Source organism: Stieleria sp. JC731 (genome assembly GCF_020966635.1).
In the GTDB taxonomy this organism is placed as follows: Bacteria; Planctomycetota; Planctomycetia; order Pirellulales; family Pirellulaceae; genus Stieleria.
Genome location: NZ_JAJKFQ010000005.1, coordinates 155904 through 179127, shown reverse-complemented (window position 1 = coordinate 179127; position 23224 = coordinate 155904). Strand labels below are relative to the sequence as shown.

Annotated in this window: 22 protein-coding genes; 19 read left to right on the top strand and 3 right to left on the bottom strand. The window is 52.0% G+C overall.

All coding sequences use genetic code 11. From position 1 onward, the window contains the following. Positions 1–30 precede the first annotated feature (30 nt). The 17 genes from LOC67_RS11845 to LOC67_RS11765 all read left to right on the top strand — a co-directional run bounded on the left by LOC67_RS11845 (position 31) and on the right by LOC67_RS11765 (position 18355). Positions 31–771: a class I SAM-dependent methyltransferase gene (locus LOC67_RS11845; protein WP_230262816.1), complete on the top strand. Its 741-nt coding sequence runs from the start codon at positions 31–33 to the stop codon at positions 769–771. Position 772: 1 nt separating this feature from the next. Then, positions 773–2014, top strand: a complete 1242-nt coding sequence (locus tag LOC67_RS11840) for a hypothetical protein (RefSeq protein ID WP_230262815.1) — start codon at positions 773–775, stop codon at positions 2012–2014. 8 nt (positions 2015–2022) lie between these two features. Then, entirely contained in the window at positions 2023–3357 is a 1335-nt protein-coding gene (locus tag LOC67_RS11835) for a glycosyltransferase family 4 protein (protein WP_230262814.1), read from the top strand. Continuing rightward, positions 3342–4649: a glycosyltransferase family 4 protein gene (locus tag LOC67_RS11830; protein WP_230262813.1), complete on the top strand. Its 1308-nt coding sequence runs from the start codon at positions 3342–3344 to the stop codon at positions 4647–4649. The genes LOC67_RS11835 and LOC67_RS11830 overlap by 16 nt, the downstream gene beginning before the upstream one ends. Continuing rightward, positions 4646–5839, top strand: a complete 1194-nt coding sequence (locus tag LOC67_RS11825; RefSeq protein WP_230262812.1) for an acyltransferase family protein — start codon at positions 4646–4648, stop codon at positions 5837–5839. Before LOC67_RS11830 ends, LOC67_RS11825 begins: the two co-directional genes overlap by 4 nt. After that, positions 5836–6438, top strand: coding sequence for an acyltransferase (locus LOC67_RS11820; protein WP_230262811.1), 603 nt, complete (start codon positions 5836–5838; stop codon positions 6436–6438). Before LOC67_RS11825 ends, LOC67_RS11820 begins: the two co-directional genes overlap by 4 nt. Beyond that, positions 6435–7538: a galactosyltransferase-related protein gene (locus LOC67_RS11815; protein WP_230262810.1), complete on the top strand. Its 1104-nt coding sequence runs from the start codon at positions 6435–6437 to the stop codon at positions 7536–7538. The genes LOC67_RS11820 and LOC67_RS11815 overlap by 4 nt, the downstream gene beginning before the upstream one ends. Positions 7539–7608: 70 nt before the next feature. Beyond that, entirely contained in the window at positions 7609–8460 is an 852-nt protein-coding gene (locus LOC67_RS11810; protein ID WP_230262809.1) for a hypothetical protein, read from the top strand. A gap of 4 nt (positions 8461–8464) precedes the next feature. After that, positions 8465–9451: a glycosyltransferase family 10 domain-containing protein gene (locus LOC67_RS11805; protein WP_230262808.1), complete on the top strand. Its 987-nt coding sequence runs from the start codon at positions 8465–8467 to the stop codon at positions 9449–9451. Between the two features lie 44 nt (positions 9452–9495). Then, on the top strand, positions 9496–10452 hold the full coding sequence (locus LOC67_RS11800) for a glycosyltransferase family 2 protein (RefSeq protein WP_230262807.1): 957 nt from the start codon (positions 9496–9498) through the stop codon (positions 10450–10452). Further along, the gene (locus LOC67_RS11795) at positions 10452–11585 is read left to right on the top strand and encodes a glycosyltransferase family 2 protein (RefSeq protein WP_230262806.1); all 1134 of its coding nucleotides are present in this window, start codon (positions 10452–10454) and stop codon (positions 11583–11585) included. Before LOC67_RS11800 ends, LOC67_RS11795 begins: the two co-directional genes overlap by 1 nt. 13 nt (positions 11586–11598) lie before the next feature. After that, the gene (locus LOC67_RS11790) at positions 11599–12861 is read left to right on the top strand and encodes a glycosyltransferase family 4 protein (RefSeq protein WP_230262805.1); all 1263 of its coding nucleotides are present in this window, start codon (positions 11599–11601) and stop codon (positions 12859–12861) included. Beyond that, a complete protein-coding gene (locus tag LOC67_RS11785) occupies positions 12858–13850 on the top strand; it encodes a glycosyltransferase family 2 protein (RefSeq protein ID WP_230262804.1) in 993 nt (330 codons plus the stop codon). Before LOC67_RS11790 ends, LOC67_RS11785 begins: the two co-directional genes overlap by 4 nt. Before the next feature lie 49 nt (positions 13851–13899). Further along, positions 13900–15135: a glycosyltransferase gene (locus LOC67_RS11780; RefSeq protein ID WP_230262803.1), complete on the top strand. Its 1236-nt coding sequence runs from the start codon at positions 13900–13902 to the stop codon at positions 15133–15135. A gap of 58 nt (positions 15136–15193) precedes the next feature. Continuing rightward, a complete protein-coding gene (locus LOC67_RS11775; protein ID WP_230262802.1) occupies positions 15194–16312 on the top strand; it encodes a glycosyltransferase family 4 protein in 1119 nt (372 codons plus the stop codon). Between the two features lie 7 nt (positions 16313–16319). Beyond that, positions 16320–17747 carry a hypothetical protein gene (locus LOC67_RS11770; RefSeq protein ID WP_230262801.1) on the top strand — a complete coding sequence of 476 codons (1428 nt, stop codon included), beginning with the start codon at positions 16320–16322 and terminating at the stop codon, positions 17745–17747. After that, positions 17741–18355: a hypothetical protein gene (locus LOC67_RS11765; protein WP_230262800.1), complete on the top strand. Its 615-nt coding sequence runs from the start codon at positions 17741–17743 to the stop codon at positions 18353–18355. The genes LOC67_RS11770 and LOC67_RS11765 overlap by 7 nt, the downstream gene beginning before the upstream one ends. Before the next feature lie 22 nt (positions 18356–18377). Here LOC67_RS11765 and LOC67_RS11760 read toward each other — a convergent pair whose 3' ends face one another. Beyond that, entirely contained in the window at positions 18378–19313 is a 936-nt protein-coding gene (locus tag LOC67_RS11760) for a glycosyltransferase family 2 protein (protein ID WP_230262799.1), read from the bottom strand. A gap of 427 nt (positions 19314–19740) precedes the next feature. Here LOC67_RS11760 and LOC67_RS11755 point away from each other — a divergent pair, with 427 nt between their 5' ends. After that, complete coding sequence (locus LOC67_RS11755; RefSeq protein ID WP_230262798.1) at positions 19741–20463, top strand: hypothetical protein; 723 nt, start codon at positions 19741–19743, stop codon at positions 20461–20463. A gap of 90 nt (positions 20464–20553) precedes the next feature. After that, positions 20554–21405 (top strand): endonuclease/exonuclease/phosphatase family protein, encoded by an 852-nt coding sequence (locus tag LOC67_RS11750; protein WP_230262797.1) that lies wholly within the window; start codon positions 20554–20556, stop codon positions 21403–21405. A gap of 23 nt (positions 21406–21428) precedes the next feature. On the opposite strand, the gene LOC67_RS11745 is transcribed toward LOC67_RS11750, so the two are convergent. Both LOC67_RS11745 and LOC67_RS11740 read right to left on the bottom strand, forming a co-directional pair. After that, complete coding sequence (locus LOC67_RS11745) at positions 21429–22331, bottom strand: hypothetical protein (protein WP_230262796.1); 903 nt, start codon at positions 22329–22331, stop codon at positions 21429–21431. Between the two features lie 109 nt (positions 22332–22440). Beyond that, a complete protein-coding gene (locus LOC67_RS11740) occupies positions 22441–23181 on the bottom strand; it encodes a cysteine hydrolase family protein (protein ID WP_230262795.1) in 741 nt (246 codons plus the stop codon). Positions 23182–23224 lie beyond the last annotated feature (43 nt).

Below are 23224 nucleotides of genomic sequence, written 5' to 3'. Positions count from 1 at the left end.
CCGAGATTGTTGGAAGAATTCTACGCGAGCGTGCCCGCGAGTTCATGGGACTACAACGCTGACCAAGTCGGCTCGTGGAACTCCGCCAAGACTCTACTGCGATCAAAGTTTGATTTCGATCGCCAATTCAGCATCGTTGATATCGGGGCTTTTGACGGAAGGTTCCTTGAAACGCTACCAAAACACTGGCGGAAGGCGGCTATTGAACCTTGTGCCAACGTTCGTCAATCACTTTTAAATCGCCAAATTGAATGGTTGGCAGACTATGCCGAGAACGTGTCGGCAGATCATCACCTGCAGTACGACGTCGCTACGATGTTCGATGTCTTTGAACACCTCGCCGACCCGACCACAACAGTCCGAAACATCGTTTCGCTACTTCGTCCCGGTGGATTTTTGATTCTCTCGACAGGCGACGCATCCCATTGGACATGGAAACTGCTAGGTGGACACCACTGGTACCTCCATACTGCGCAGCACCTCTGTTTTGCGACGCCGAAAAGCATTCGTTGGCTAGCGAACCAAACTGGATTGGTGTTGCGGTCGATGACTCGTCATCCACACCAAAACCGTAGCCGTCGAACACGACTTCGACATGTGTTGGAAACACTTCACTGGCACGGGCGAATTGCCACTGGAAATCGCCGCCGAATTGCGGGGCTTATCCAGAGGATCCCCAGACAGCGTCATCTTATTCATCGTGATCGGCCACCGATGGCGGTTTCGCTATGCGATCACATGCTGGTCTGTTTTCAAAAAGCAGAAGATTGAAATGAACTACTGCGTAGAAATCCCTGCGGCCGTCGCCAAAACCAATACCACGTGTCTTTTCGCTGCATCCGTCCCGGGAAGCGATGGCGTCGATGCGATATTGTTAGACGAAATGCTCCGTGCGGCAGGTCTCGATTCAATCGTCCTTGCCGCGGTAGTCAATGAACGTCGATTCTCCGCTGCCAAACTTGAGACATTCAAGTCTGCCATCTCCATCTCGCCGCCGAACGAATGGTACACCGACCAACCACATTCACCATACTCATTCCCAAAACGCTTTGCGAGACACCGCTGGCCCTATGCGAAACAAGTCAACCGTTGTGTTGAAAAAGCGAAAGCTTTACTGAAATCAGAACAACCGGAACAGTTGTGGATCATCCTAAACAGCATCGCGATGATCGACGCCGCCACCGAAATTTCTAAACTGTACCCAGGCCCGATCGTGACCCAGGTTTGGGATGACGTTGTGCATCTCTGCAATCAACGGAAACTGGATCGTTTCCACCGACAACGAACACAGCAACGATTTGCGGCATTGCTTCGACGCTCGGAGCGGTTGGGTGTCATCTGCGAGGAGGCGGCCCAAGCCTACAGCATGCACACCGACGCCTCCATCGAGATCGTCCGCCACGGGTTATGTTGTGAACCCACGCTTCCCAAGCTCGATACAGCAAGAACGGATGAGTTTCGTATCGGCTTCGCTGGATCCGTTTACGCTACCGATGCATGGAACTCGCTTCAACAAGCATTGGACTCGGTCGAGTGGAGAATCGATGGTCGTCAAGTTGTGCTTGCCGTTGCCGGTTCTCGTGTGAACTTAGAGTCCAATAGCCAAGCAAACACAATTTTCTACGGTTGGCGGGAGCCTATTGAATTGCAGCGGCTACTATCGAATTGCGACTGCCTTTATTTACCACAGTCTTTCGCTTCGAGCGATGCAAACCTGACCCGGCTATCGTTTCCTACAAAGTTGAGCTCCTACGTCTCTACAGGACGCCCGATTCTGGTGCATTCGCCTACCTATGGTTCGGTCCACCGCTTCTGTAAAGAGCACGCATTGGGAACCTTCTGCGCAACTCTGGCCCCCGATGATCTGATCTCCTGCCTGATGAAGCTGGCGATCAGTCGTGACTACTACCGTGCACAAGCACATGCGAGCTCACGAATTGCAAACAACGTGTTGACCCATCAAGCGTTTAAACAGTCAGTTCGCAGGATGCTGGGCTCAGAAGCAGCTTCATAATGGCTTCAATGCGAATCCTAGCCTTCATGGGGACATCCTCCCCAGTCGGAGGCGTCTCGACCTGGCTGGATCATTTTTCCGACGCTTGCGAGACTTGCCAAATCCCGATGACGGTCGCGTTGGTCAAAGGAGATTTTGAACATGATCCGGATCAATTTCGCGAATATCATCCGAACCTTAACAGCATCATCGTTGACGGTCGTGGCTTGACTGAAGAATCGCGAATCCGAGCATGCCAACGCATCATTCGCAAAACAAACCCTACGATGGTATTGCCACTGGGTGTGATGGATGCCAACGCTGCGACGGTTCGCGAAAAACGGCGACGGGCGCTGCATTTGGTCAGCTGTGCACACGGAAATCTCCCCCCGATGCTAGCCGACCTGGAAGACCTACGTGATGCCATTGACCATGTTGTATGCGTCGGCGCATTGACGCGTCGTTACCTCATCGAACATGGTAATTTTTTGCCGCAGCGCGTTTCACATATTCCCAACGGCTCCCGTGAACCGATCGTGCCTTGGATGCCAACATCGATCGATTCGCCAATACGCCTAGGCTATATCGGTCGGCTGACAAAAGGCGACAAGCGTGTTCTCGACATCCCTGTCCTATGCGACCGACTACAAGATCTTGGCGCACGATATCACCTAAGCATCGTTGGTAGCGGACCGGCCGAAGCGGAACTCAGGTCTCAAGTCAAACGCTTCGGAAACAGCGTCACGATGCATGGGCCGATGACTTCCGATCAAGTCTATCGCGATGTGTTCCCCAACCTTGACTTGCTGCTGCTGTTTTCATCTTCGGAAAGTTTCGGCATCGTTCTAGCAGAGGCGATGATAAACCGGGTCGTGCCTGTAACGGCAAGATATGTCGGCTACCACAGCGAAGGACTCGTCGTCGACAACATCCATGGTCGCTCTTTTGAAATCGGAGACATGGATCAAGCCGCGAAAATCATCATCGATTTGGCAAAGGAACCGGCCAAGCGAAATCAACTCGCCTCGCGAGCACAGCAACACGCAATTCAGAAGTACCGATGGCCTGCGTGTATGGACGACTGGATGTCATTGATTTCAGAAATCCATCAAACAGATGCGATTCGACCTTCAGTCAGTCTCTGCCGTCCACGCCAGATCAATAACGGACGACTTGATCGAATGGGAGTTCCGACCGTGGTGTCCGATCAATTACGTCGAATTCGACGCAAGTTTCATAGAGTTCAAGCTTCTGTCGGCCAAGAATGGCCACTGTTTCGTCGTGACCACCCGCAACAACGTCTTGCAAAAATTCATGTCCGCACCCAACAGGTCGATGAGCGATCGCAATGCCAAGATTGCTAATCGTATCTAGATGCAGTAATCCTCGCGGAGGCGCCGACCAAATCATCGCCGATTTGTGTCGACACCTACCGAGCTTTGATTGGGATGTGCAGCTGGCGCTCACACAGGGGAAGACCTACAACAACCCGTTGCTCTATCGAGAAGTTCACAAGGACCTTCCGATCATCACAGTTGATGGGTCATTGGGAATTCGACGTGCACGTGTGAACGCATTGGTCGAAACGATCGACCAGGAACAGCCAGATATCGTATTGGTCATGCGTGTCTTCGACGCGATGCGTGCCATCGTGAAATCAAAAACTCAGCCGCGCCTCGCACTTGGCGTGCGCAGCTTCGAGGCCGGATACATGAGCGATGTTCGACGATATCGCGAAGCGATCGATTGCTGCATCACATCCGGCAAATTGATTGCGAAAGCATGTGTGCATTGGGCCGGGATGGATCCGTCTCGCGTGCATAGTATCGCAGGTGGTGTCCGCCCACCAATTCAATCGCCTGCAATTCGCGTGCAGCCGTCCACGCCGATTCGATTGCTTTATGCCGGACGAATTGAACGCAACCAAAAACGTTGTCACGACATTGTCCCGTTCGTCAATCGTCTCGTTTCGCGAGGCATCTCATTCCACTTTGACATCGTCGGTACTGGCGAATACGAGCCTGAACTACGCAGCGAACTTCGGTCTTTGACCGAAAAGGGGAAAATAGCGTTTCACGGGTGGGTTGATCGAGAAAGACTTTATCGAGAGTTCTATCCGGCGGCAGACGTTTTTGTCCACTTTGCAGCTTGGGAAGGAGTCACGATCGCACCTCGCGAAGCCATGGCTCACGGCGTTGTCCCAATCATTTCACGCTTCGATGGCTTGGTTGAAGAAGGACAGTTTGTTGACCAACTCAATTCAATGACGTTTCCAATAGGGCACATTGATCGAGCAGTTGATTCGCTGGAGACCGTCTGCACCGATCCAGCTCTGTTCCAGCGTCTGTCGCGCAATGCTGCTGAATCGCAACACGGTGACTATTCCTTCGAAGGCGCGATTGGGCTATGGAATTCTGCATTGTCTGCGACCCTAAAAATGCCCAAACGCACCGGACGTATTCCTGAAATCCTCGATCGCGTTCCAGGACGACTTTCAAGTCTTCGCCTACCACCTGCGATCGAATATGGAATTCGGTATGCATTGCGTCGGCCCATCAAACATCGGTGTGCCGGCAGCGAATGGCCGACCGACAGCGGGTTGTTGACGGAAGCTGAAAAGAACGAGCTATACCAACTTGCAAACCCGATTCGGTGAACGAACGGCTTCAAAGTATTGATTTCCTGCGAGGAATCGCCATCCTCGGCGTGTTGGCAATTCACAGCCCACACGATGCGCCCGGCGGCTTTCGTGAGAACCCATGGTTTTTCCCGAGTCTGATCTGTGACTATGGATACCTTGGCGTCCACTTGTTCGTCATTTTGTCAGGCTTTTGTATCCATCGCAGCTTTGCTGTTTCCGTTCAGCGTTCGGGCGATTCCAAACGTACTTGGACACAATTCTGGAAGCGGCGTTTTTGGCGCCTGTATCCACCGTACATCATCGCGATCATCTTCAGCATCGTTGTCGCCTCAACGTGGCGAAACTATGAGCTATCAAACGAGTCGTTCTCCTGGGATTTAGCCCTCCATCTAACCTTGACGCATCACCTGACCAACTTCGGCACATCCATGGGCAATGGGGCGTTTTGGTCACTGGGAATGGAAGAGCAACTGTATTTGGCCTATATCCCGCTGTTGTTTTTACTCAAGCGGATGTCAACGACAACGATCATCGCAACCGTATTGTCGATTTCAGTCACCTGGCGACTTCTGACCATGGATCTGCAGCCCATCGACCTCGGACCGTTTTCACTTTGCAACTGGCACTTCTGGCCGATGTTTTTCCTGTTGCATTGGACGCTGGGTGCTCTCGCCCTCGAGAACCACATCGGGATCCGGCCTCTGCCAGGATGGACCCGATCCATCAAAATCGCAACGATCACAATGGCTGTTGGCATGCTTCTAAACGCCAACCTGTTGTCATTAATCGAACGTTCCAATCAATCGAATTTGCTACCACTAGTTCACCAACCTATCCACCAAAGTATTTTGCACTTGCTGGGTGAACTGTGTGTCGCACTAGGCTTGTTTTGCACCGTCAACTGGATGTTGCAGCGAGAGTCGCAGCCAACTTCAATCCATCAAATTTTTAAGCCGATCGCATCCCTTGGGCGAATGTCCTATTCGGTCTATCTCGTCCATATCCCGCTGATCTACTTGCTGACTGCACGGATCGAATTACCTCCGACTGGGGCGGGTTGGCCGATTCGAATCGTCTTATTTTCAGGCATTAGCATTGTTGGTGGCTGCCTGTTTCATTTCGGAGTCGAACGATGGTTCCTCTGCGGTCGAGCGCCGCGAATTCGGCTTCGCCCGGAAAGGTCACCACAAGTGGTTTCCACATGATGGGCGCCATCTCGAACATCCTTCGCGGACTCCGATTGCTTCGCCATCCTGAGCTGATAAAGGACTTAGGCAATCGCTACCAACATCTCCAGCTCGTCAGCCAAATCGCTGCAGTGTCTCCGAGGTCTCGCATCTCAAGCGACATCATCCTCAATCAATTTCGTCCCGACGGACTTCGTCTAGGCGATGCGGTTTCAATTGGTGAAGGCAGCGTGTTGTCGTTTGGCGATCACGAAAATGGCTTGGGAACGATTCAGATCGGAAGCCATACCTGGATCGGCCCATACAACAATTTCCGCAGCGGCGGCGGAGTCATCGAAATCGGGGTGAACTGTCTGATTAGTCAGTTTTGTTCTCTTGTGGCGAGTCACCACGGGGTTGAAAAAAAACAGTTGATACGCGAACAGTCGCCGCAAATCCAAAAGCGGAATGTTCGACTCGGATCCGATGTTTGGCTCGGTGCTGGTGTCACCATAACCGCGGGAAGCAACATCGGTGACGGCGTGGTTGTCGGTGCGGGATCTGTTGTTCTAGGTGACATTCCACAACATGAGATTTGGGCCGGAACGCCAGCCAGAAAGATTGGAGAACGGAAGTGATAACTTTCCGCAACCAACTCGGCTGCTGGCTGCATGAACGATGGAAAGCCGAACTGGTCACGCGTGCCCCATCGCTGGCAAGAGCCTGTGGGCTGACGTGGATGGACCTCTGCAATCGCGGCGAAAGTCTTGACGTTCTAATGTCCAACGGGATTCGGATTTGTCGTTGGCAGGATTCATCACAATTGACGCTAGCTAGAGTCTTCCCTCAAGTTGCGAAGCGATTGCTGTGCCATTGTCTCAAAGAACAACCGCTTCAATTGGTTGACAGCGTCTTCCTGTCTCATACCACCGATCCCGACGCCTCAATTCTGATCGCGATCGGAGGTGACGAACGATTTCCACAACTCGAAACAGTACTTCGTTCACTTGCAGGCCAGTGCGACGTATCCATCGAGGTCATTGTCTGCGAACTAGGCCAACAACCGACCTTGCAACACAAACTTCCAGCTTCGATACGTTACCTGCATCTTGACACATCACCTCATGACAAATTCAACAAAAGCCGAGCGTTGAATGCGTCTGCGAGCATAGCGAGAGGTCGGGTACTGTTCATCCATGACGCGGACTATCTCGTTCCCTGCGACTATGTCCGGCGGACTCTTCAACAACTCGGTGACGCGGACGCGATTCGCCCATGTCGGTTCTTGTTTCATGCATCAAAAACGATGACGCAAAACCTATCGAGCGATTCAATCGAACGAGAGCAAATTGACATCGAAAAGATCGTCCAAAACAACCCAACACCGCTCGCGATCACCGCGAAAGCGTACGAACGCATCGGTGGCCACGACGAAGACTACTTCGGATGGGGCGGTGAAGACAGTGAGTTTATTGATCGACTGCGTACAGGAATGGTGATCGAAGGCGGCAATCAATTCGGCATCCATCTTTGGCATCCGCCTGCGAACCAAAAGCAAAACGGGCATCGAAATCGTGATCTACATGAAACCAAAATGTCCATCCCCGTCGAAGCTCGTATCGCATCCCAAAGACAACGCAGGTTTCAAGCGAGCGCTCGGCAACCCACGATTCAAGCTAACGCTTGGGCGACTTCGCGACGCATGGCTCGCCTACCCACGAGCACTGCAAGACATTAGCCGGTTCCCATCTGGGCAACCTATTTTTGTCACCGGCACCCACCGAAGCGGATCAACCTGGTTTGGAAAGATGCTGGCCGATCCTGGCTTGTGGTACATCCACGAACCTTTCAACCCAAATAAAGGTTTTTGGCCGGATGAGTTTTCCTATGTGCCTAGCGGAGAATCATCTCCCGAAGTCGACACGTACTTTTCAGGATTGCTGTCAGGGCGGTATCGCGGAACATCGCTATACCCCAACACCGACTTACCATGGATGCCGCTACGACTAATACGCCCTCCGATTCGGCGCGTATTGATTAAAGACCCGCTTGCTTGCTTGTTGAGTCCATATCTAGCGGACCGATTCAAACTCCGCACAGTGGTCTTGTTTCGACATCCCGCCGGATTCGTCGCAAGTGTTTTGCGGCTAGGTTGGCCGATTGCGAAATTCATCCAGCAGTTTTTATCGAATGACGGATTAATGGCTGATCATCTATCTCGTCATAGCGAGCTATTGACCAAACACCAATTCGGATCCGATGCCCCCGCAGCTGCCGTCCTTCACGGGTCGCTCAACACAGTCTTGTGGAACCTGATTCAAAAGAGACCTGGCACTGACTGGTATCGGTTCGAAGATCTTTGCGAAAACCCCATCGCTCGGTTCCAGCAAGTTTTCGCAACACTGGGTCTTCCTTATACCGAACACACAAGACTTCGGCACGAATCGTTGTGTTTTCGAGGTGACAGCGACCCCGCCTCGTATCACCCTCATTCTGTCCGGCGTCTGAGTCTGGCAATGGGGACAAGCTGGAAAGACGAATTGACGTCGAACCAAGTCAATCAAATCCGCGACATCTGGGAGCAATTCGAGATCCCGTTATATCAAGGACTTGATGATTGGTACCGCGTTGCCCAGAAGCCTTCGGCGGTGAACCCATAGTCGAATGAACACATCGCCTGCAATTCGGATCGACTGTCGAGGAATCAAAATTCATCAGTCGGCCATCGATGTTATACACAATGGAAGACCGTATAAGTTTCTCATTGACGACAGCGTCAAAAAGGACGTTTCGTTCCATGCGAAGATCGTCTTCAATCAGGCGATATTCAGTCCCGATGCTTTGAACTTTCCACTACCACAACGGTTCGCGGCATTGATCGAAAGTCCGATCAATCCGTGCTACCAATCCTCGATTGGATTGCGGGATCAATTCAAGACAATCTTTACGCACCAAGTGGGTCTGACTGAATCTGGGACAAACTGTCAAGAACTCCTTTTCGGAACGAATTGGCTTGGTATCGACAACGGCAGTGCGGCTGACAAATTCAGTACGGTCACAAAAGAAAAGAATAAAGCGATTTCCTTCATCGGTAACATTCAACACGACAACCGCCCCGCATACGCCTTCCGAAAAAACATCGCAAACGTTTGCCTGCGTTCGCCGAACGTTGACTGCTTCGGACGTGGCATCCGAGAAATCAGGTGCAAAGCCGGTGCTCTTGCTCCCTACCGGTTTTCCATTGCAATGGAAAACGCACAATCTGATCTCTATTTTTCCGAGAAGTTGATCGACTGTCTGCTTTGCGAAACGGTACCGATCTACTACGGTTGCGCGGGCATCAGCAATATCTTCGACCCTCGTGGAATGCTGTGTTTCAACACCGCGGAGGAACTTCGTCATTGCATATCGCTGGCGACTCTGGACAAGTACCAGCAGATGCGACCATTTCTATTAGCGAACAAGTCCAAGGCCATTGAACACAACCTTCATTCACATCGTGGACTGTTCCGCCGCCTAGCAGGTCTTTTGCCAAAGTCAGTTAGTGAGGCGGAACCAGTGACACCACGATCTTTTCGACGCAATCGTTTCGTTTCTACCGCGAAACGTTGGCTTCATCGATACACCTCGACCACGGTAGCCTCCGCGTGATCGCAGTTGCGAATTGTCCTGAAGCACAGCACAGATCGCCGGGATTGGTCACGACCATCATTCCGGTGTTCAACCGCGCGTCGATGATCGCCGACTGTGTCGAGAGCGTTATCAAGCAATCCTATCGTCCGATTCAGATCATCTTGGTTGACGATGGAAGCACAGATTCAACGCCGAAGGTTCTTGAAGGGCTGCAACAGCAGTTTTCATGTATTGACATTGTCAGTCAGGAAAATGCAGGTCCAGGCGCTGCACGAAACGCAGGCTTAAAAATCAGCCGAGGAGAGTTCATTCAATATCTGGACAGCGACGATCGCCTTCACGCTGAAAAATTCAAACACCAGGTCCGTACACTTCAGGACAATCCCAATGCCGGTGTTTGTTACTGCGTCACAGTGCGTCAGGACAGCCGAGGTGGCAACCCGCGTATCTGGAGACGAACCGGTCAAATAATCGAAAGCCTTTTTCCCTCGTTTCTTCCCGAGCGTGGCTGGGCGACGTTGTCGCCGCTTTGGAGACATTCAGCTTGCACAGCTATCGGACCATGGAAACCCTATCGCATGATGGAAGATTGGGAACACGATGTTCGAGCAGGGCTATGTGGAGTTTTACCGTGCTGGGTGAATCAACAACTGTGCACAGTCATTGACCACGATGGCGAGCGGGCCAGTGCAATGAATGTCGGTCTGAACCGATCCAGGGTCTGCGATCTTTTCCGCTCGCACCAATCCGTGTGGTCGGAAATGAAATCCACAGGGAACACTGATTGGGCGTATGTCGAACGATTCAGTCGAACCATGTTTTACATCGGGCGACTGTGTGGTGAACGCGGCTTGATCGAACAAGCAAACGAAGCGTTGGATCTTGCCGATGAAATGTGCCAGTTGAACGACCAACCACTTTCGACAGTGAACTTTCGCAGGTTCAAATCGATCTTGGGCTGGCGATTGACGACCAAGACGGCTGAACTTGTTCGATCAAAACTGCGTCAAGCAATTTAATGAGACCTCGCCAAAACACGTTGGCACCCGAAGTATCGGTTGTGATGAGCTGCTTCAATAGTGAGTCTCACCTCCGCGAAGCTGTTGACTCGATTTGTCGTCAAACGCTTCGAAACTGGGAACTTGTCGCGATCAACGATGGATCCACAGACTCGACCGGCAAAATCCTGGACAAATACGCGCAAGCTGACCCTCGAATCAAAGTCATTCACCAATCCAATCGTGGGCTGACACAATCGCTTATTCGAGGATGCTCACTTGCCAAAGCAGAACTGATCGCCCGACAAGACGCCGACGATCGGTCAATGCCAAACCGTCTGCAATCACAACTCGATCTACTACGTCGATCAGAACGACTGGGTTTTGTTTCTTGCTTTGCCAACTACGTCGGACCAGAAAACGAGCTGCTCTGTTTGACAAAACGGCCTTCAGATCCACTCATTGCCACACAACAATTGTTGAATGAACGCATTGGGCCGCCGGCACACGGAACCGTCATGTTCCGCAAGTTCGTCTATTCAGCTGTCGGTGGCTACCGTCCCGAATTTTTCTATGCCCAGGATGCAGACTTGTGGTTACGAATGGCGGAAGTATCGCTGATCGGATACGTCAGCGAGCCGCTATATGAATTTCGTTTTCATCCTAGCAGCATCACCGGAACGAAGCGAGACGTTCAAAAACAGTTCGGCGTACTCGGACAACAATGTCGCTCTGCTCGTAAATCTCACGAAGACGAAACCGTATGGCTCGACAAAGCGGCTGAGCTATCCGCGTGCATTCGATCTGAACTTGGACAAGGTCGATTAGCTAAACCAGAATCCGGCAATGAAAGAACTAACCAAATCCGCATCGATTATCTGATCGGATCGCAGCTAGTCAAAAACCGAGATGCGAGAGGAAAGCAGTATCTCGCACGAGTGCTTCGCCGAAGTCCTGCGCACGTCAAAGCATGGCTACGGATGGTTCAAGCAATGTCCCAGCATTTCAGCCCACCATATCGAGACAACGCTAGCGACTTGTCGATTCCCAGGATTGGTCTCTTGCAAAGTCGCCCTCCACTCCACAAATCCAAACGGAGCGAAAGCAGCTTTCGCGGAGTGAAAGGCGACAATAGTAAATCGGTAGGCTGCTAACACAGTCCGTCATATGGCATCATTCGCCACCACACACCGATCGCTTCGGATTTTTACCGTTGCCAATGTGCCACCCGACCCAAATTCGGGGGCTGCCGGAACGGTCTATCACACGAATCTTGCGCTTCGTGAACTTGGTCACCATGTGGACGAAATTTGGCAAGAGGATCTCGGCAAAAGACTAGTTAGCCATGGCAACCTACACGCATTGCTTGAACAACCGCGTCGATATCGAAACGCAATCTTGAATGCGACGAAGAAATACTCTTATGACGTCGTCCTGATCAGTCAACCGCAAGGTTTTTTGGCTGCGAAGACACTAAAAAAGCAGGGATTCAAGGGTGTTGTCGTCAATCGCAGCCACGGTCTTGAACTTCGCGTAAACGCTGTACTGCCTGGTTGGCACAAGCGACTTGGGGTTCCTGAATCTCGCTTACCTTCGATCACCCGCATACTACGTCGCTATCTGGACCGACAGTGGAACGCTGCCGTCGAATCGTTCGATGGAATCGTTCTCCCAAGCAGCGATGACCTTGAATTCTTGAAACGCCAGTTCAGCGATGTCGGCACAGCGATGACGATGATTCATCACGGCATACCGGATTCGTTTCTTCAAACCTCACCGCCTCCGATGACCAAACAGCGTCAAAAGCGATTGCTGTTCATTGGCCAGCATTCGTTTATCAAAGGGCCCGACATTTTGGTCCGGGTTGCAAACAAGGTACTTCAAGAAGATCCACAACTGACATTGACGTGGGTGACAAACGAATCAGCCCATCGGAATCTTCATTGCCAGCTTCGACCAGAAATTCAGCCAAGGGTTTCACTTCGACCTTGGATTGCGCAACACGAGCTTTTGCCGCTGCTGGATTCGCACGGCGTGTTCGTGTTCCCATCATTGTTCGAAGGGGCGGGGAAAGCTTGTTCCGAAGCGCTTGCTCGCGGACTAGGCGTGGTCGCATCAGACACCGGAGCAATGCGTGACCACCTCCGTCAAATTGCACCCAACTGGCTTTGCCCCGTCGGTGATGTGGCCGCAATTTCTGAAAAGATTCGATGGATGACCGGCAATAATGCCCCCATCGATCGTGATCGGGAAGCGGCGATTCTCTATTGCAGATCACTCACTTGGAAGTCTTGTGCACAACAACTCGTTCGTTTTTTTGCACACTGTGCTGCCAGGAAGCACGATGCCGCAAAGAAACGACTTAGTTCCGATGTGCCCCTTCGGCCGCATTTTCGTCAGACAGAAAGCGGACTCTTGATTTCATCTTGACGCTTGTCCGCGTTGTCAAAATCGATTGCCAATCGTCTTCACACCGTAGCCTTCTATCGAGCATCACTGTGACTGCGATGATTTCCATCGTTATCCCAACCTACAACCGAAACTGGACACTCATCGAAACGATTGAGTCGTTGTTGGCTTTGAAGACCAAAGCAAATGAGATCTTGATTGTCGATCAATCAGCCCAGCATGATCACGACACGACGAACCGATTGCGTCACTGGAGCAGTGAGGGTTCGATTCGATGGTTGCATCGGAAACAACCATCGATAACCGCTGCGATGAACCAAGGACTACGCGAAGCGACGTCACCCTATGTGTTGTTCTTGGACGATGACATTCGGCCGAATTCGGAGGTCATTCGTGCTCATCAAACGGAGCACGAGATATCTCCGGACTTGTGGGCGACGGTTGGCCAAGTCATTCAGCCTTGGCAGAAACCACAGAATTGTGAGCCGCCCAGGAAGCTTAAAGGGCTGCGAAAAGACGACGACTTCCCATTCAATTCGACATGCGTCTCGAATATCGAAAACGTCATGGCGGGGAACCTTTGCGTCCATCGAAACCGAGCTCTTTCGATTGGTGGCTTCGATGAACGATTCATCGGATCAGCTTTCCGATTTGAAACAGATTTTGCACGTCGACTGAACAACGCCGGCGGAACCATTCGCTTTCTTGGCCATGCCGGTGTCAATCACCTTCGAGTCGAAGACGGGGGCACGCGCAGCGAAGGAAGCCATTTGAATAGCGCCGACCCATGCCATGGATTTGGCGATCACTTTTACGCTCTCCGCCATGCGGATTCGTTCATTGCTGGCTATGCCTACTGCATCAATCGAATCTTTCGCGAAGTTCGCACCAAGTATCACTTGCGGAATCCGTGGTGGATCCCAGTCAAGCTGGTCGGTGAATGCCACGCATTTTTGCAAGCCTACTCGGCAACTCGCCGGCTTTCGAAGTTAAAGCGATTGACCGGTTGATCACGCACACGGGCTGCGCATCATCAATCGCGTTTGCCAATATCGCGCATTGTCATACCGACTGTTTGTCGACATCCGAAACATCACACCGATGAAACTGGCGTACGTCACAAGTCATCCGATTCAGTATCAAGTCCCGGTATTCCGAGAACTTGCTAAACGGTCCGATATCGAATTTCTCGCGATGTATGCGATGATTCCGGATGCTGCAACGCAAGGCGATGGCTTTGGCGTTGAATTCGAATGGGATTTGCCGCTTCTAAGTGGGTACGAGTCTCACGTGCTTCAAAACGAATCCATGCACCCCAGCGTGACTCGCTTTTCCGGTTGTGACACTCCAACGATCCTATCATCCCTACGGGGCCATCAGGTCGACGTCGTTGTGGTCAACGGCTGGGTAGTGAAAACCTGCCTTCAAGCATTGCGTTCCTGCCGCAAACTGAACATCCCATGTCTGGTACGTGGTGAAGCCAACCACTTGCGGCCGCGTCCATACTGGAAACGTTTTTTGCAGCGCCGCCTTGTTCGCAAGTTCGATGCCTGCCTCGCGATTGGAATTGCGAATCGCCACTTTTATGAAAGCTACGGTGTACCCAAACAGGAAATTTTTGATTCACCATACTGTGTCGAAAACTCGCGTTTTACATCCGAAGTCTTTCGACAACCTGAAGACAGGTTTGCCTTTCGCGATCAAATCGGGATCACCCCCGACGCGACTTGCTTTCTCTACTGCGGAAAATTTGAAGCCAAGAAGCATCCTCTCGAATTGTTGGACGCATTCAAAAATGCTGTCCAGTCGATGCGTTCGGATCGGCCAATCCATTTGTTGATGGTCGGCGATGGAGCAATGCGTAAGGAATGTCAGAACTTTGCGAATGACCATCGCCTTCCGTGCAGCTTCACAGGCTTTTTGAATCAAACGGAAATTGTCCGTGCTTATTCCGCATCGGATTGCTTGGTTCTGCCCTCGGATCACGGGGAAACCTGGGGCTTGGTTGTCAATGAAGCCATGGCAGCAGGACTACCCGCGATTGTGAGCGATCAAGTGGGATGCCGACAAGACTTGATCGAAACTGATCGTACAGGTTTTACGTTCCGGTTTGGTGACTGGAACGCCCTGACTGAATTGTTCGTCAAAGCTGCAAAAGCCCGTGATCAATTGAAGATCATGGGGCAATACGCCAACCAACGTATCGCTTCCTACTCGCCTTCAGCAGCAGCATGCGGAATTGCCCAGGCGGCTCATTGGGTTCATCGAGCATCCCCAAAGAAGCGAGCGATCTAGAACGTCTATGATCCGGCTATGCCTCATCGAAACGACGCCCAGGGATCATCTTGGCAGCATGTCACGCTACGCCAACCTGATCGATCTAGCGTTAAACCGCTACAGCGATATCAGGGTCGAACGTGTCTGTGTTAGTCCGTCGCTACATAAATTTCCGCAGCGATTGCGCACACCTCTGCACCATCTCCTTGCGTTCGCAGACGCCAAGAGAATCGCTTCGCAGATCGAAGCGGATGTCGTCCATATCATTGACGGAAGCCACGGGTATCTGACATCGGCGTTTCCACAACACCGAGTTGTGGCGACGGTTCACGACATGATTCCAAAGCTGCAGTCACTGCAGAAGTTTTCGGTTCCGAAACCAAACAAGGTCTCTCGGATCATTATCAACGCTGCCTTTCGAGGTCTGGCAAATGCGGATCAACTGATCTTTGACAGCCATCAAACCGGGCGAGACTATCGGTCATTGCAGAAACATCGAACAAGTTGTGATTCAGTCATCGCGCCACCACTAGAAGACATCTTCTATCAACCGGCTGCCCGGTCAGCAGCCGCGCCGTTTGACCAAGACTATGTCTTTCACATTGGTAACAATGGTTTTTACAAGAACCGAGAGGGTGTGATTCGGATATTCGCAAAAATCCAGGCCCAACTGGACCACCACTTGGTAATGGCCGGCCCTGCCCCGACACGTGACTTGAACGAATTGGTACAGCGCTTTGGGATCGAAGGCCGTATTCATTTTGTGTGCGACCCGACAGATATGGAAATCCGGCAACTGTACCAGCATGCGGCCGCCTTTCTTTTCCCGAGTCTCTATGAAGGTTTCGGCTGGCCACCTATCGAAGCGATGGCCTGTGGTTGCCCGGTCATCTGTAGCGACTGCGGTTCGCTAGCGGAAATTGACCGTAACGCCGCAAAAGTGATTGCCAGTGGCAATGAAACGGAAATGTCTGAATCACTGATGCAGCTGCTATTGAATTCGCGTGAACGAGAAAGACTTATCGCCCGAGGACGAGAATACGCTCAGCGTTTTACACTCGAACGATTCGCGGATTCCCTTCAAAAGGTCTATCGCTCGGCGATTCGAGTTCGATTGGTTCCGACCACCGTTCGGCGTCCCTACACATATCGGATCCCTTCGCCCCGACCTTGTGTGTCTCCATCGATAGTCTAGTTCGGCAATGATCACCATCGTCTATCTGGGACTGCTCGGGATCGCATGTTTGGTCGCCTTGACCGACTGGCGAAAGGCGGTTTATTGGGCGATCGCATTGGATTTCCTTCGTGATCCTGTCCGCAAGTTAACCGTCGGTGAACCGGTACTACTGACGGTCAGCGTCTTGGGGCTATGGGCGATGATCACGTTGTGTGCCTGGAATCGTTCTCGTTCGGAAATCGAACAAGCGCTCCGAGAGCACGGGAAAGTCACCTACGCGTTTCGTCTACTCGTGATCGCGATCATCCCAGGCAGCGTCCTATCGCTGGTGCTATACCCTGCCGGTTACAAGATGTTTGCGCTCGGTGTGGTTTCATATCTAACGCCGTTTGCAGGAATCGTTTTAGGCTATTTGATTTCACTGCGTCCCAATCAACTGGGACGCATCTTCAAGTTCTATTGCCTGGTCAATGGGATCGCGCTGTTCAGTGTTCTTGCGGAGTATTGCCACAGCGGTTGGCCGGCACTTGGCGGGATGCGTGGGATGAATTGGATTCGCTATAGCAACGGGGAAATTGTTCAGCTGATCGCCGGATGGTATCGCAGTCCGGATATCATGGGTCTGCACGCGGCTCAGGTCGTGATGTTTTCGCTGACGCTTGCGATGCAAAAGCCCAAACGCCATTCACCATTTTGGATCGCGACAGCCATCTTTGGTTGCTTGTGCCTATTGCTCTCTGGTCGCCGGAAGATGCTGGGAATGCCACTTGTCTATCTGGCATCACTTTCGTTGCTGTGTTATTGGCGACGAATCTTAAGCTTTCAACGAACCCTGATGCCGCTGATGATGAGTGCGGCCCTGCTTGTCGGCGTCTTTTTGGTTGCGACGGAACACTACGTCGCGACCGAGTACACGAACTTTGCCGGCACCCTGTTTACGCAAGGTGCTGCTCGCTACCAGCAGCTTGTTGGCGGTTCCGTGCAAAGCACCGTTGCCCAATCCGGCGTCGTGGGTGCCGGCATTGGAACCGCGACTCAAGGTGCCTATCACTTGGTCAATCAAAAAGGTCTCGGAAGCTGGCAAGAAGACGGCGTCAGTCGCATCTTTCGTGAGCTCGGCATCTTCGGTGTATTCTTTATCACCCTCGCAGGCGTATACATGGTGCGCGGCGTTCGCCAGGCGATCAATGAAGTTCCCCGCCAGTGGACCGGAGCGGTATCTCAGCTCGCATTGATATCCATCGTGATCGCGAACCTCGCGTCATTTACCGTTTCGCACCAGCAGTACAGTGGTGATCCGTCGTCGGGATTGATCGTCTTGATTCTGTTCGGCATGTCGTTGGGGGCGGGAACATTGGCGAAATATCGAACGCGACCAGCAAAAAGGGATTCTCGCGCACACCATCGAGTCGAACCCGTCGTTAGCGATTCGGTCGAGGCAGTTCCATGCTGAAAACGATGTTGCACATTGAACCAAGGATCGACAATCCGATCGCAGTCAACCGTGGCTCGCGCAAATGGTCACCGGCGGAGCTATTTGCACGACTGCTTTGGTACCTTGTCAGTCCGCTATTCCGATTTTCCCCAAGACCGTTTTGGGGATGGCGCCGGTTTCTGCTTCGACTGTTCGGAGCATCTGTAGGAAAACAGGTCCATATCCATCCAAGTGCCAAAGTTTTCATTCCTTGGAATCTAACGATTGGTGACTGGAGCTCGATCGGTTTTGATTGCTTGATCTACAACCTCGGCCGACTTGATATCGGCGAAAGAGTCACGATTTCGCAACGAGCCCATCTTTGCGGCGGAACGCATGACTATCGAGACATGTCGCTTCCACTTGTCAAATCGGAAATCAGAATCGGAGATGATGCATGGATCTGCGCCGACGCTTTCGTTGGCCCCGATATTGAAATCGGTGAAGGATCGATCGTGGCGGCCCGGTCAGTCGTCACCCGGTCGGTCGGTTCATGGCAAATTTTTGGCGGACACCCGGCGCAGTTCATTAAAGAACGCCCGAAGCCAGCGAAGGATCAAGATCGCTTCGTCAATCTGGCGAAGTGAATCAAACTCATTGAAGTGGCAATCATCGCCGAGCAACCGCCATTGCCACATTCTTGCGTTCAGCTGAACGCTTTCGACTCGTTCGCGGCGGTGGAACGAATACCCTAGAGTCAGCCAACACTGGCTGAACCGCACGCCGTAAATGAGACTTGTTGATCACAATCATTTGTTCGTAGCAAGCCATCATTCGACAGTACTGTAGCCCCGCGATTCCGTCGCGAAATCCGCCTTTGATCAAGTACTGATAGACGAATCGAAACGTCGCACGAAATGGTAGCTTTCGCGATAGTGATCGCAGTGCCAATCGGCGTCGACTCGCGTCCGTCGATAAAAGCTGTCCTAGCTTTGCGTTTGTTTCCAGCTGGCTTTCATGCCAAGCTTCTCTTTCGGCATAGCGGATATGCCGTGACCACCAATGGCCCATTCCTCGACTGAATGGACGGTGGATAAAGGGACGATCAATCGTCCCCATCTTGCCACCCACCGCTGGCACCGGTATCTCGCCATGCCCCTGATCGGCGAATTCTGCGTGGCCTTTCCGTACCAACCGCATGATCCATACGGGATAGCCATCGCTAAACCGTAACCAGCGATTGCCTAGCATGGTCCGCCGGCAAGTCCTGAATGCGACCGTTTCGGAACCAGCCTCTTGGATTGCACACTCGATCGCGTTGGCGAATTCCAATGTCGACGCTTCGTCCGCATCCAACATCAGAACCCAATCATTCCTTAGCCCCGCATGACGTAGGGCCCAGTTACGTTGCTTGGCGAATGATTCGAATGGATGGGCAATGACACGGGCGTCATAATCCGCAGCGACCTCAGCGGTACGATCGACTGATTGATCGTCGATCACGACGATCTCATCCGCCCAGTGCAACGTCGACAGGCAGTCATCAAGGATATCCGCTTCGTTTTTAGCGAGAACGACGACGGATATTGGAATGATTCTGTCCATTGTGTACCGAGATTTTCAAATAGGGCTCCGGCTTAAATTCAAATCAATTGGGGCCATCGCTTCAGCAAGATTGGGCTAAAACGAATCCTTCAATTCTGGTTATCGAACCGAAGCCACTGGGATCCGCCCGCTGATACAGTCGATCAAGAAAGAGTGTCCGCTACCCGTTCATCAAAATCGATTCGAGTGTGGCAATTGTTTTGACCAGGTCCCTCGCGTCGATTCTGGATATGATAGGGCGGGCCGAGTCAGTCGATTCACAGTCCTGCGTGCCGTAATGGATGCGACACCGGGCGCCAGATCGCACTCCGCATCCATTTGAACTTCGACGGCTTAACCCGGTCGCTTTTTTGTGTGCCATTGGTGGAAGATGAAAGCACAAGATTCCTTTTGCGTTTTACGGCGGTTTGGTGACCAATGGTCCGCCGTGGCAGTCCAAAGCATGCTTGCCGGTGCAGACATTCGATCACAGCTAATCGGTACTGATCCCGGAGTCGCACTTAGCATGGGAGGTGCTCCCACAGACAGCCTGATTCGTGTGCTGGTGTCCGAAGCTGACTTACCAAGGGCACAACAATTGTTGGAACAACACGATCAAGAAGCGAAAACGCGAACAGCATGGCGCTGCGATCGCTGCGATGAACCGAACGAACCGACGTTCGAGTATTGCTGGAACTGTCAAGCCAAACGTTCAAACCAACCGATTCAGGATGCGCAGCAAGAAATCGTTCCTGCCACCGAGAACCCTGAGCCGGTCGCGTCAGAATTGCCCGACCAACCGTTTTCGATTAAGCAAGCTCCTCGTGAAAAGGAACCTCTTTCACGAAATCCATATCAGGCGTCCGAGTTGCCCGATCATCGGACAGTTCGCGTTCAAAAATCTGCGTCATCCTCCAACAACGTAACGGATGACAATTCAGAGGCAGCGATTGAGCACTACGAACACGCGATACGCCGCGCAATGCTGGCGTCGGTCTGTGGGTTGATTGTGTTCCCACCGCTACTTTGGATATTGCCAATCTTCTTGATGAGCAGTCTACCGCCACGACCGAAGGCGGTGCCTGCACCGAAGTTGAAGATTGCGTTTATTTGGTCCATGACCGCTGTTAGTTTCTTGATCGGATGCAGTCTAATTCTGCTTTTCAGCTGATCGATTGATTCAATCATCGTTCGGTTGTGACGCAGCCGAATTCGCTATAATTCGTGCGTCCCTCCATAACTTCCCACCCCACCTTTCGATATGAAATCACTCTTTTGGACCGCCGCACTCGTCTGCATGGCAACGTTCACTCTGTCAGCAAAAGCTTCCGAACCGCTGCGTGTGATGAGTTTCAACCTTCGGTATGGCGCCGCCAACGACGGTGACAATCATTGGAACAAACGTAAATCATTCGTTACCACGGTGGTTTCAGAATTTGCTCCTGACTTGATGGGCACCCAAGAGACGCTCGCATTTCAGAAAGAATTCATCCTCGGTGAAGTTTCCGGCTACGAATACTTTGGCCGTTCTCGGATGAATACTCCGAACGAACACTGCGGGATCTTTTTCAAAGCAGACCGTTTCGTTCAACTTGCCGGCGGGCATTTCTGGCTCAGCGAATCACCCGAAACGCCAGAATCAAAGAGTTGGGACTCGTCTTTGCCTCGGATGGCAACTTGGGTGCTGCTGCAAGACAAAGAAACGTCCGAGCAGCCAATTCTGTTTGTAAACACCCACTTTGATCATCGCGGCCGGCAGTCACGACTTGAAGCGGGTCGGCTTCTGTCCGAACGAATCGATCGCTTATCGAAAATCGCAAACGATCCATTGGTCATTGTGACTGGCGATTTCAATTGCGATGCCGGAAGCGAACCCTACCAAGCATTGGTTGACGGCCAAACATTAAAAGACACCTATCGTGACGTTCATCCCACGAAACAATCCGGTGAAGGCACCTTCAATTCCTGGCAGGGAAAAACGGACGGTGCAAGGATCGACTGGATCGCGACTTCGAAGAATGCGGTCGTCAAAGACGCTGAAATCGTTCACACTTCGTTTGAAGATCATTTCCCCTCGGATCACTATCCCATCACTGCGATCATCGCAAAGTAACTAGAAATATACATTCAATCGTTCTAACGATACCGCTGCTGGAGAATTTTGAATTCATACCCGTTGCCGTCTCGCTCGCATTTAAAAATCGTTTTGGCGATCGAGGCGGGGAAGGGCTTTGAGTTCCTTTCACAACATTGCAGTTCCAGGTTCGTCAAAAGCATTTCCAGTTCGGCTGGGATCAATCGAACGATACTTCGTTCGGTAACAACGATTCCAGCTTTGGTTAACAGTTGACGGTCATAGGTGCTGAACACCGTCTTACGCCGCCAGGAAAAGTACAGACGTTGCTCCGTCTGTGGATCTTCATTGATGATCCTTCGCGGCTCCGTTGAAACGTTCACCGCCGATTCGATCTTGTTTTCGCCGCCTCCGAAAGCGGCCAGTTCGATCGAAAAGAAATCTAGCTGTCTCGCATAGTCTTCGCGGCTAGAGCTATCAAACCGCAACTCCCAACGTTCCCATTTTGGAATGACGGAGTGGTCTTCTACGTTGGGGCCGGTTTCGCGAGCATCCTCTGAGGGGCCATTGCCACGTTCGTCGCGTTGCCCAGCCGAGTCTTCAATCGCCGTCGCCGAGGAGACCTTGGCCGTGATATTTGAAACCGCGACCAACGCTTCGGAAAGGTCTGGGCGAGCTAGATCACTGACTTCGGATTCCGTGGGCAGCTCAAATTCCAATTCGGCTCCAAAGGAAGAACTCGCCGTTGTGATTCGGTCAATTTCATTTGGCTGATGAAGCGGACTGGGTATCTTTGTCCCAAGCCACAAAACAAAAAGTGTCAGCACGCCGACCAAGAGCATGAGTGCGAGCGTTAACAGAAACGATGTCACCGCATCAAATCGGCTGATCGCCATACCGCCGGAATGATCAGAGCGATGAACCGCTGGAGTCAACGGTTCCGTGATCGATACCTTTGCACGCATCTGGCCACCTTTGTTGAAGACGTTTTCGTTTCAACGATAGAGGCGACCTCAAATCGGGATTCCGAACAGCATCCGTTGCGGCTTCGCGGAATGCCACTGAGCAGTTTGCTTAAACCTGTTCGACCTGGTGATGCTTAGCCAAATTCGTCAGTGCCTCGTCAAGTGTCACGATTCGTGCGTATCGATCACGCAGCGTGGCCAATGACGCCTGGTGAAGTTCGCGAGTCACCGTCGCGCAACAATCTTCGACAACGGTGACCAGGTAGCCTAGGTCGCAGGCATCACGCACCGTCGTTTCGACACATTCGTTTGTGTATACGCCGACCACGTACAACGCTTCGATGCCGAGATTCTTCAACACATAGTGCAGGTTGGTCGACGAAAAAACTCCGCTCGCTGTCTTGTTGATCACGATTTCATCGTACTCGTCTTTCGGGCCGACGGACTCGATGAAATCGGCATCACGAGTTCCTGGGGCGGCCAGCAAACCGAGACGACGGTGTCCTTTGCTGCGATCGCGTCCATTTCGAGTCAACGACTGGATGCGGGTGTGAATCACTTCCAACTGATGCTCGCGAAACGCATCTTGGATCTTGCGAACGCCGGGCAACACCAACGAATCGAGACGATTGAAATAGTATTCCTGGGCTTCCGGCGAGACACCATGGGTCGTCGCATCACGGAAAACGCCGTGCCCTCGCGCCGCATCGAGATATTGCAGGTCGATACACAACAGCGCGACGCTGCCAGTTTTCAGGAAGACTTGCTGAGCCGGATTTTCAACGAACGCTTCGTGATAAACATCCTTCAGCGGATCGAGATCTTCCGGGTGTTGTTGGCCTAAATTCATCTAAATTGTCGTGATATTAGAAATCGGATCTTTGCCGATACCA

Coding starts and splice junctions, on each gene's coding strand:
- LOC67_RS11790 (WP_230262805.1), top strand. CDS start 11,599: ATGGCATCATTCGCCACCACACACCGATCGCTTCGGATTTTTACCGTT.
- LOC67_RS11795 (WP_230262806.1), top strand. CDS start 10,452: ATGAGACCTCGCCAAAACACGTTGGCACCCGAAGTATCGGTTGTGATG.
- LOC67_RS11750 (WP_230262797.1), top strand. CDS start 20,554: ATGAAATCACTCTTTTGGACCGCCGCACTCGTCTGCATGGCAACGTTC.
- LOC67_RS11775 (WP_230262802.1), top strand. CDS start 15,194: ATGTCACGCTACGCCAACCTGATCGATCTAGCGTTAAACCGCTACAGC.
- LOC67_RS11740 (WP_230262795.1), bottom strand. CDS start 23,181: ATGAATTTAGGCCAACAACACCCGGAAGATCTCGATCCGCTGAAGGAT.
- LOC67_RS11810 (WP_230262809.1), top strand. CDS start 7,609: ATGCTGGCCGATCCTGGCTTGTGGTACATCCACGAACCTTTCAACCCA.
- LOC67_RS11840 (WP_230262815.1), top strand. CDS start 773: ATGAACTACTGCGTAGAAATCCCTGCGGCCGTCGCCAAAACCAATACC.
- LOC67_RS11745 (WP_230262796.1), bottom strand. CDS start 22,331: ATGCGTGCAAAGGTATCGATCACGGAACCGTTGACTCCAGCGGTTCAT.
- LOC67_RS11835 (WP_230262814.1), top strand. CDS start 2,023: ATGCGAATCCTAGCCTTCATGGGGACATCCTCCCCAGTCGGAGGCGTC.
- LOC67_RS11805 (WP_230262808.1), top strand. CDS start 8,465: ATGAACACATCGCCTGCAATTCGGATCGACTGTCGAGGAATCAAAATT.
- LOC67_RS11770 (WP_230262801.1), top strand. CDS start 16,320: ATGATCACCATCGTCTATCTGGGACTGCTCGGGATCGCATGTTTGGTC.
- LOC67_RS11830 (WP_230262813.1), top strand. CDS start 3,342: ATGCCAAGATTGCTAATCGTATCTAGATGCAGTAATCCTCGCGGAGGC.
- LOC67_RS11760 (WP_230262799.1), bottom strand. CDS start 19,313: ATGGACAGAATCATTCCAATATCCGTCGTCGTTCTCGCTAAAAACGAA.
- LOC67_RS11765 (WP_230262800.1), top strand. CDS start 17,741: ATGCTGAAAACGATGTTGCACATTGAACCAAGGATCGACAATCCGATC.
- LOC67_RS11820 (WP_230262811.1), top strand. CDS start 5,836: ATGATGGGCGCCATCTCGAACATCCTTCGCGGACTCCGATTGCTTCGC.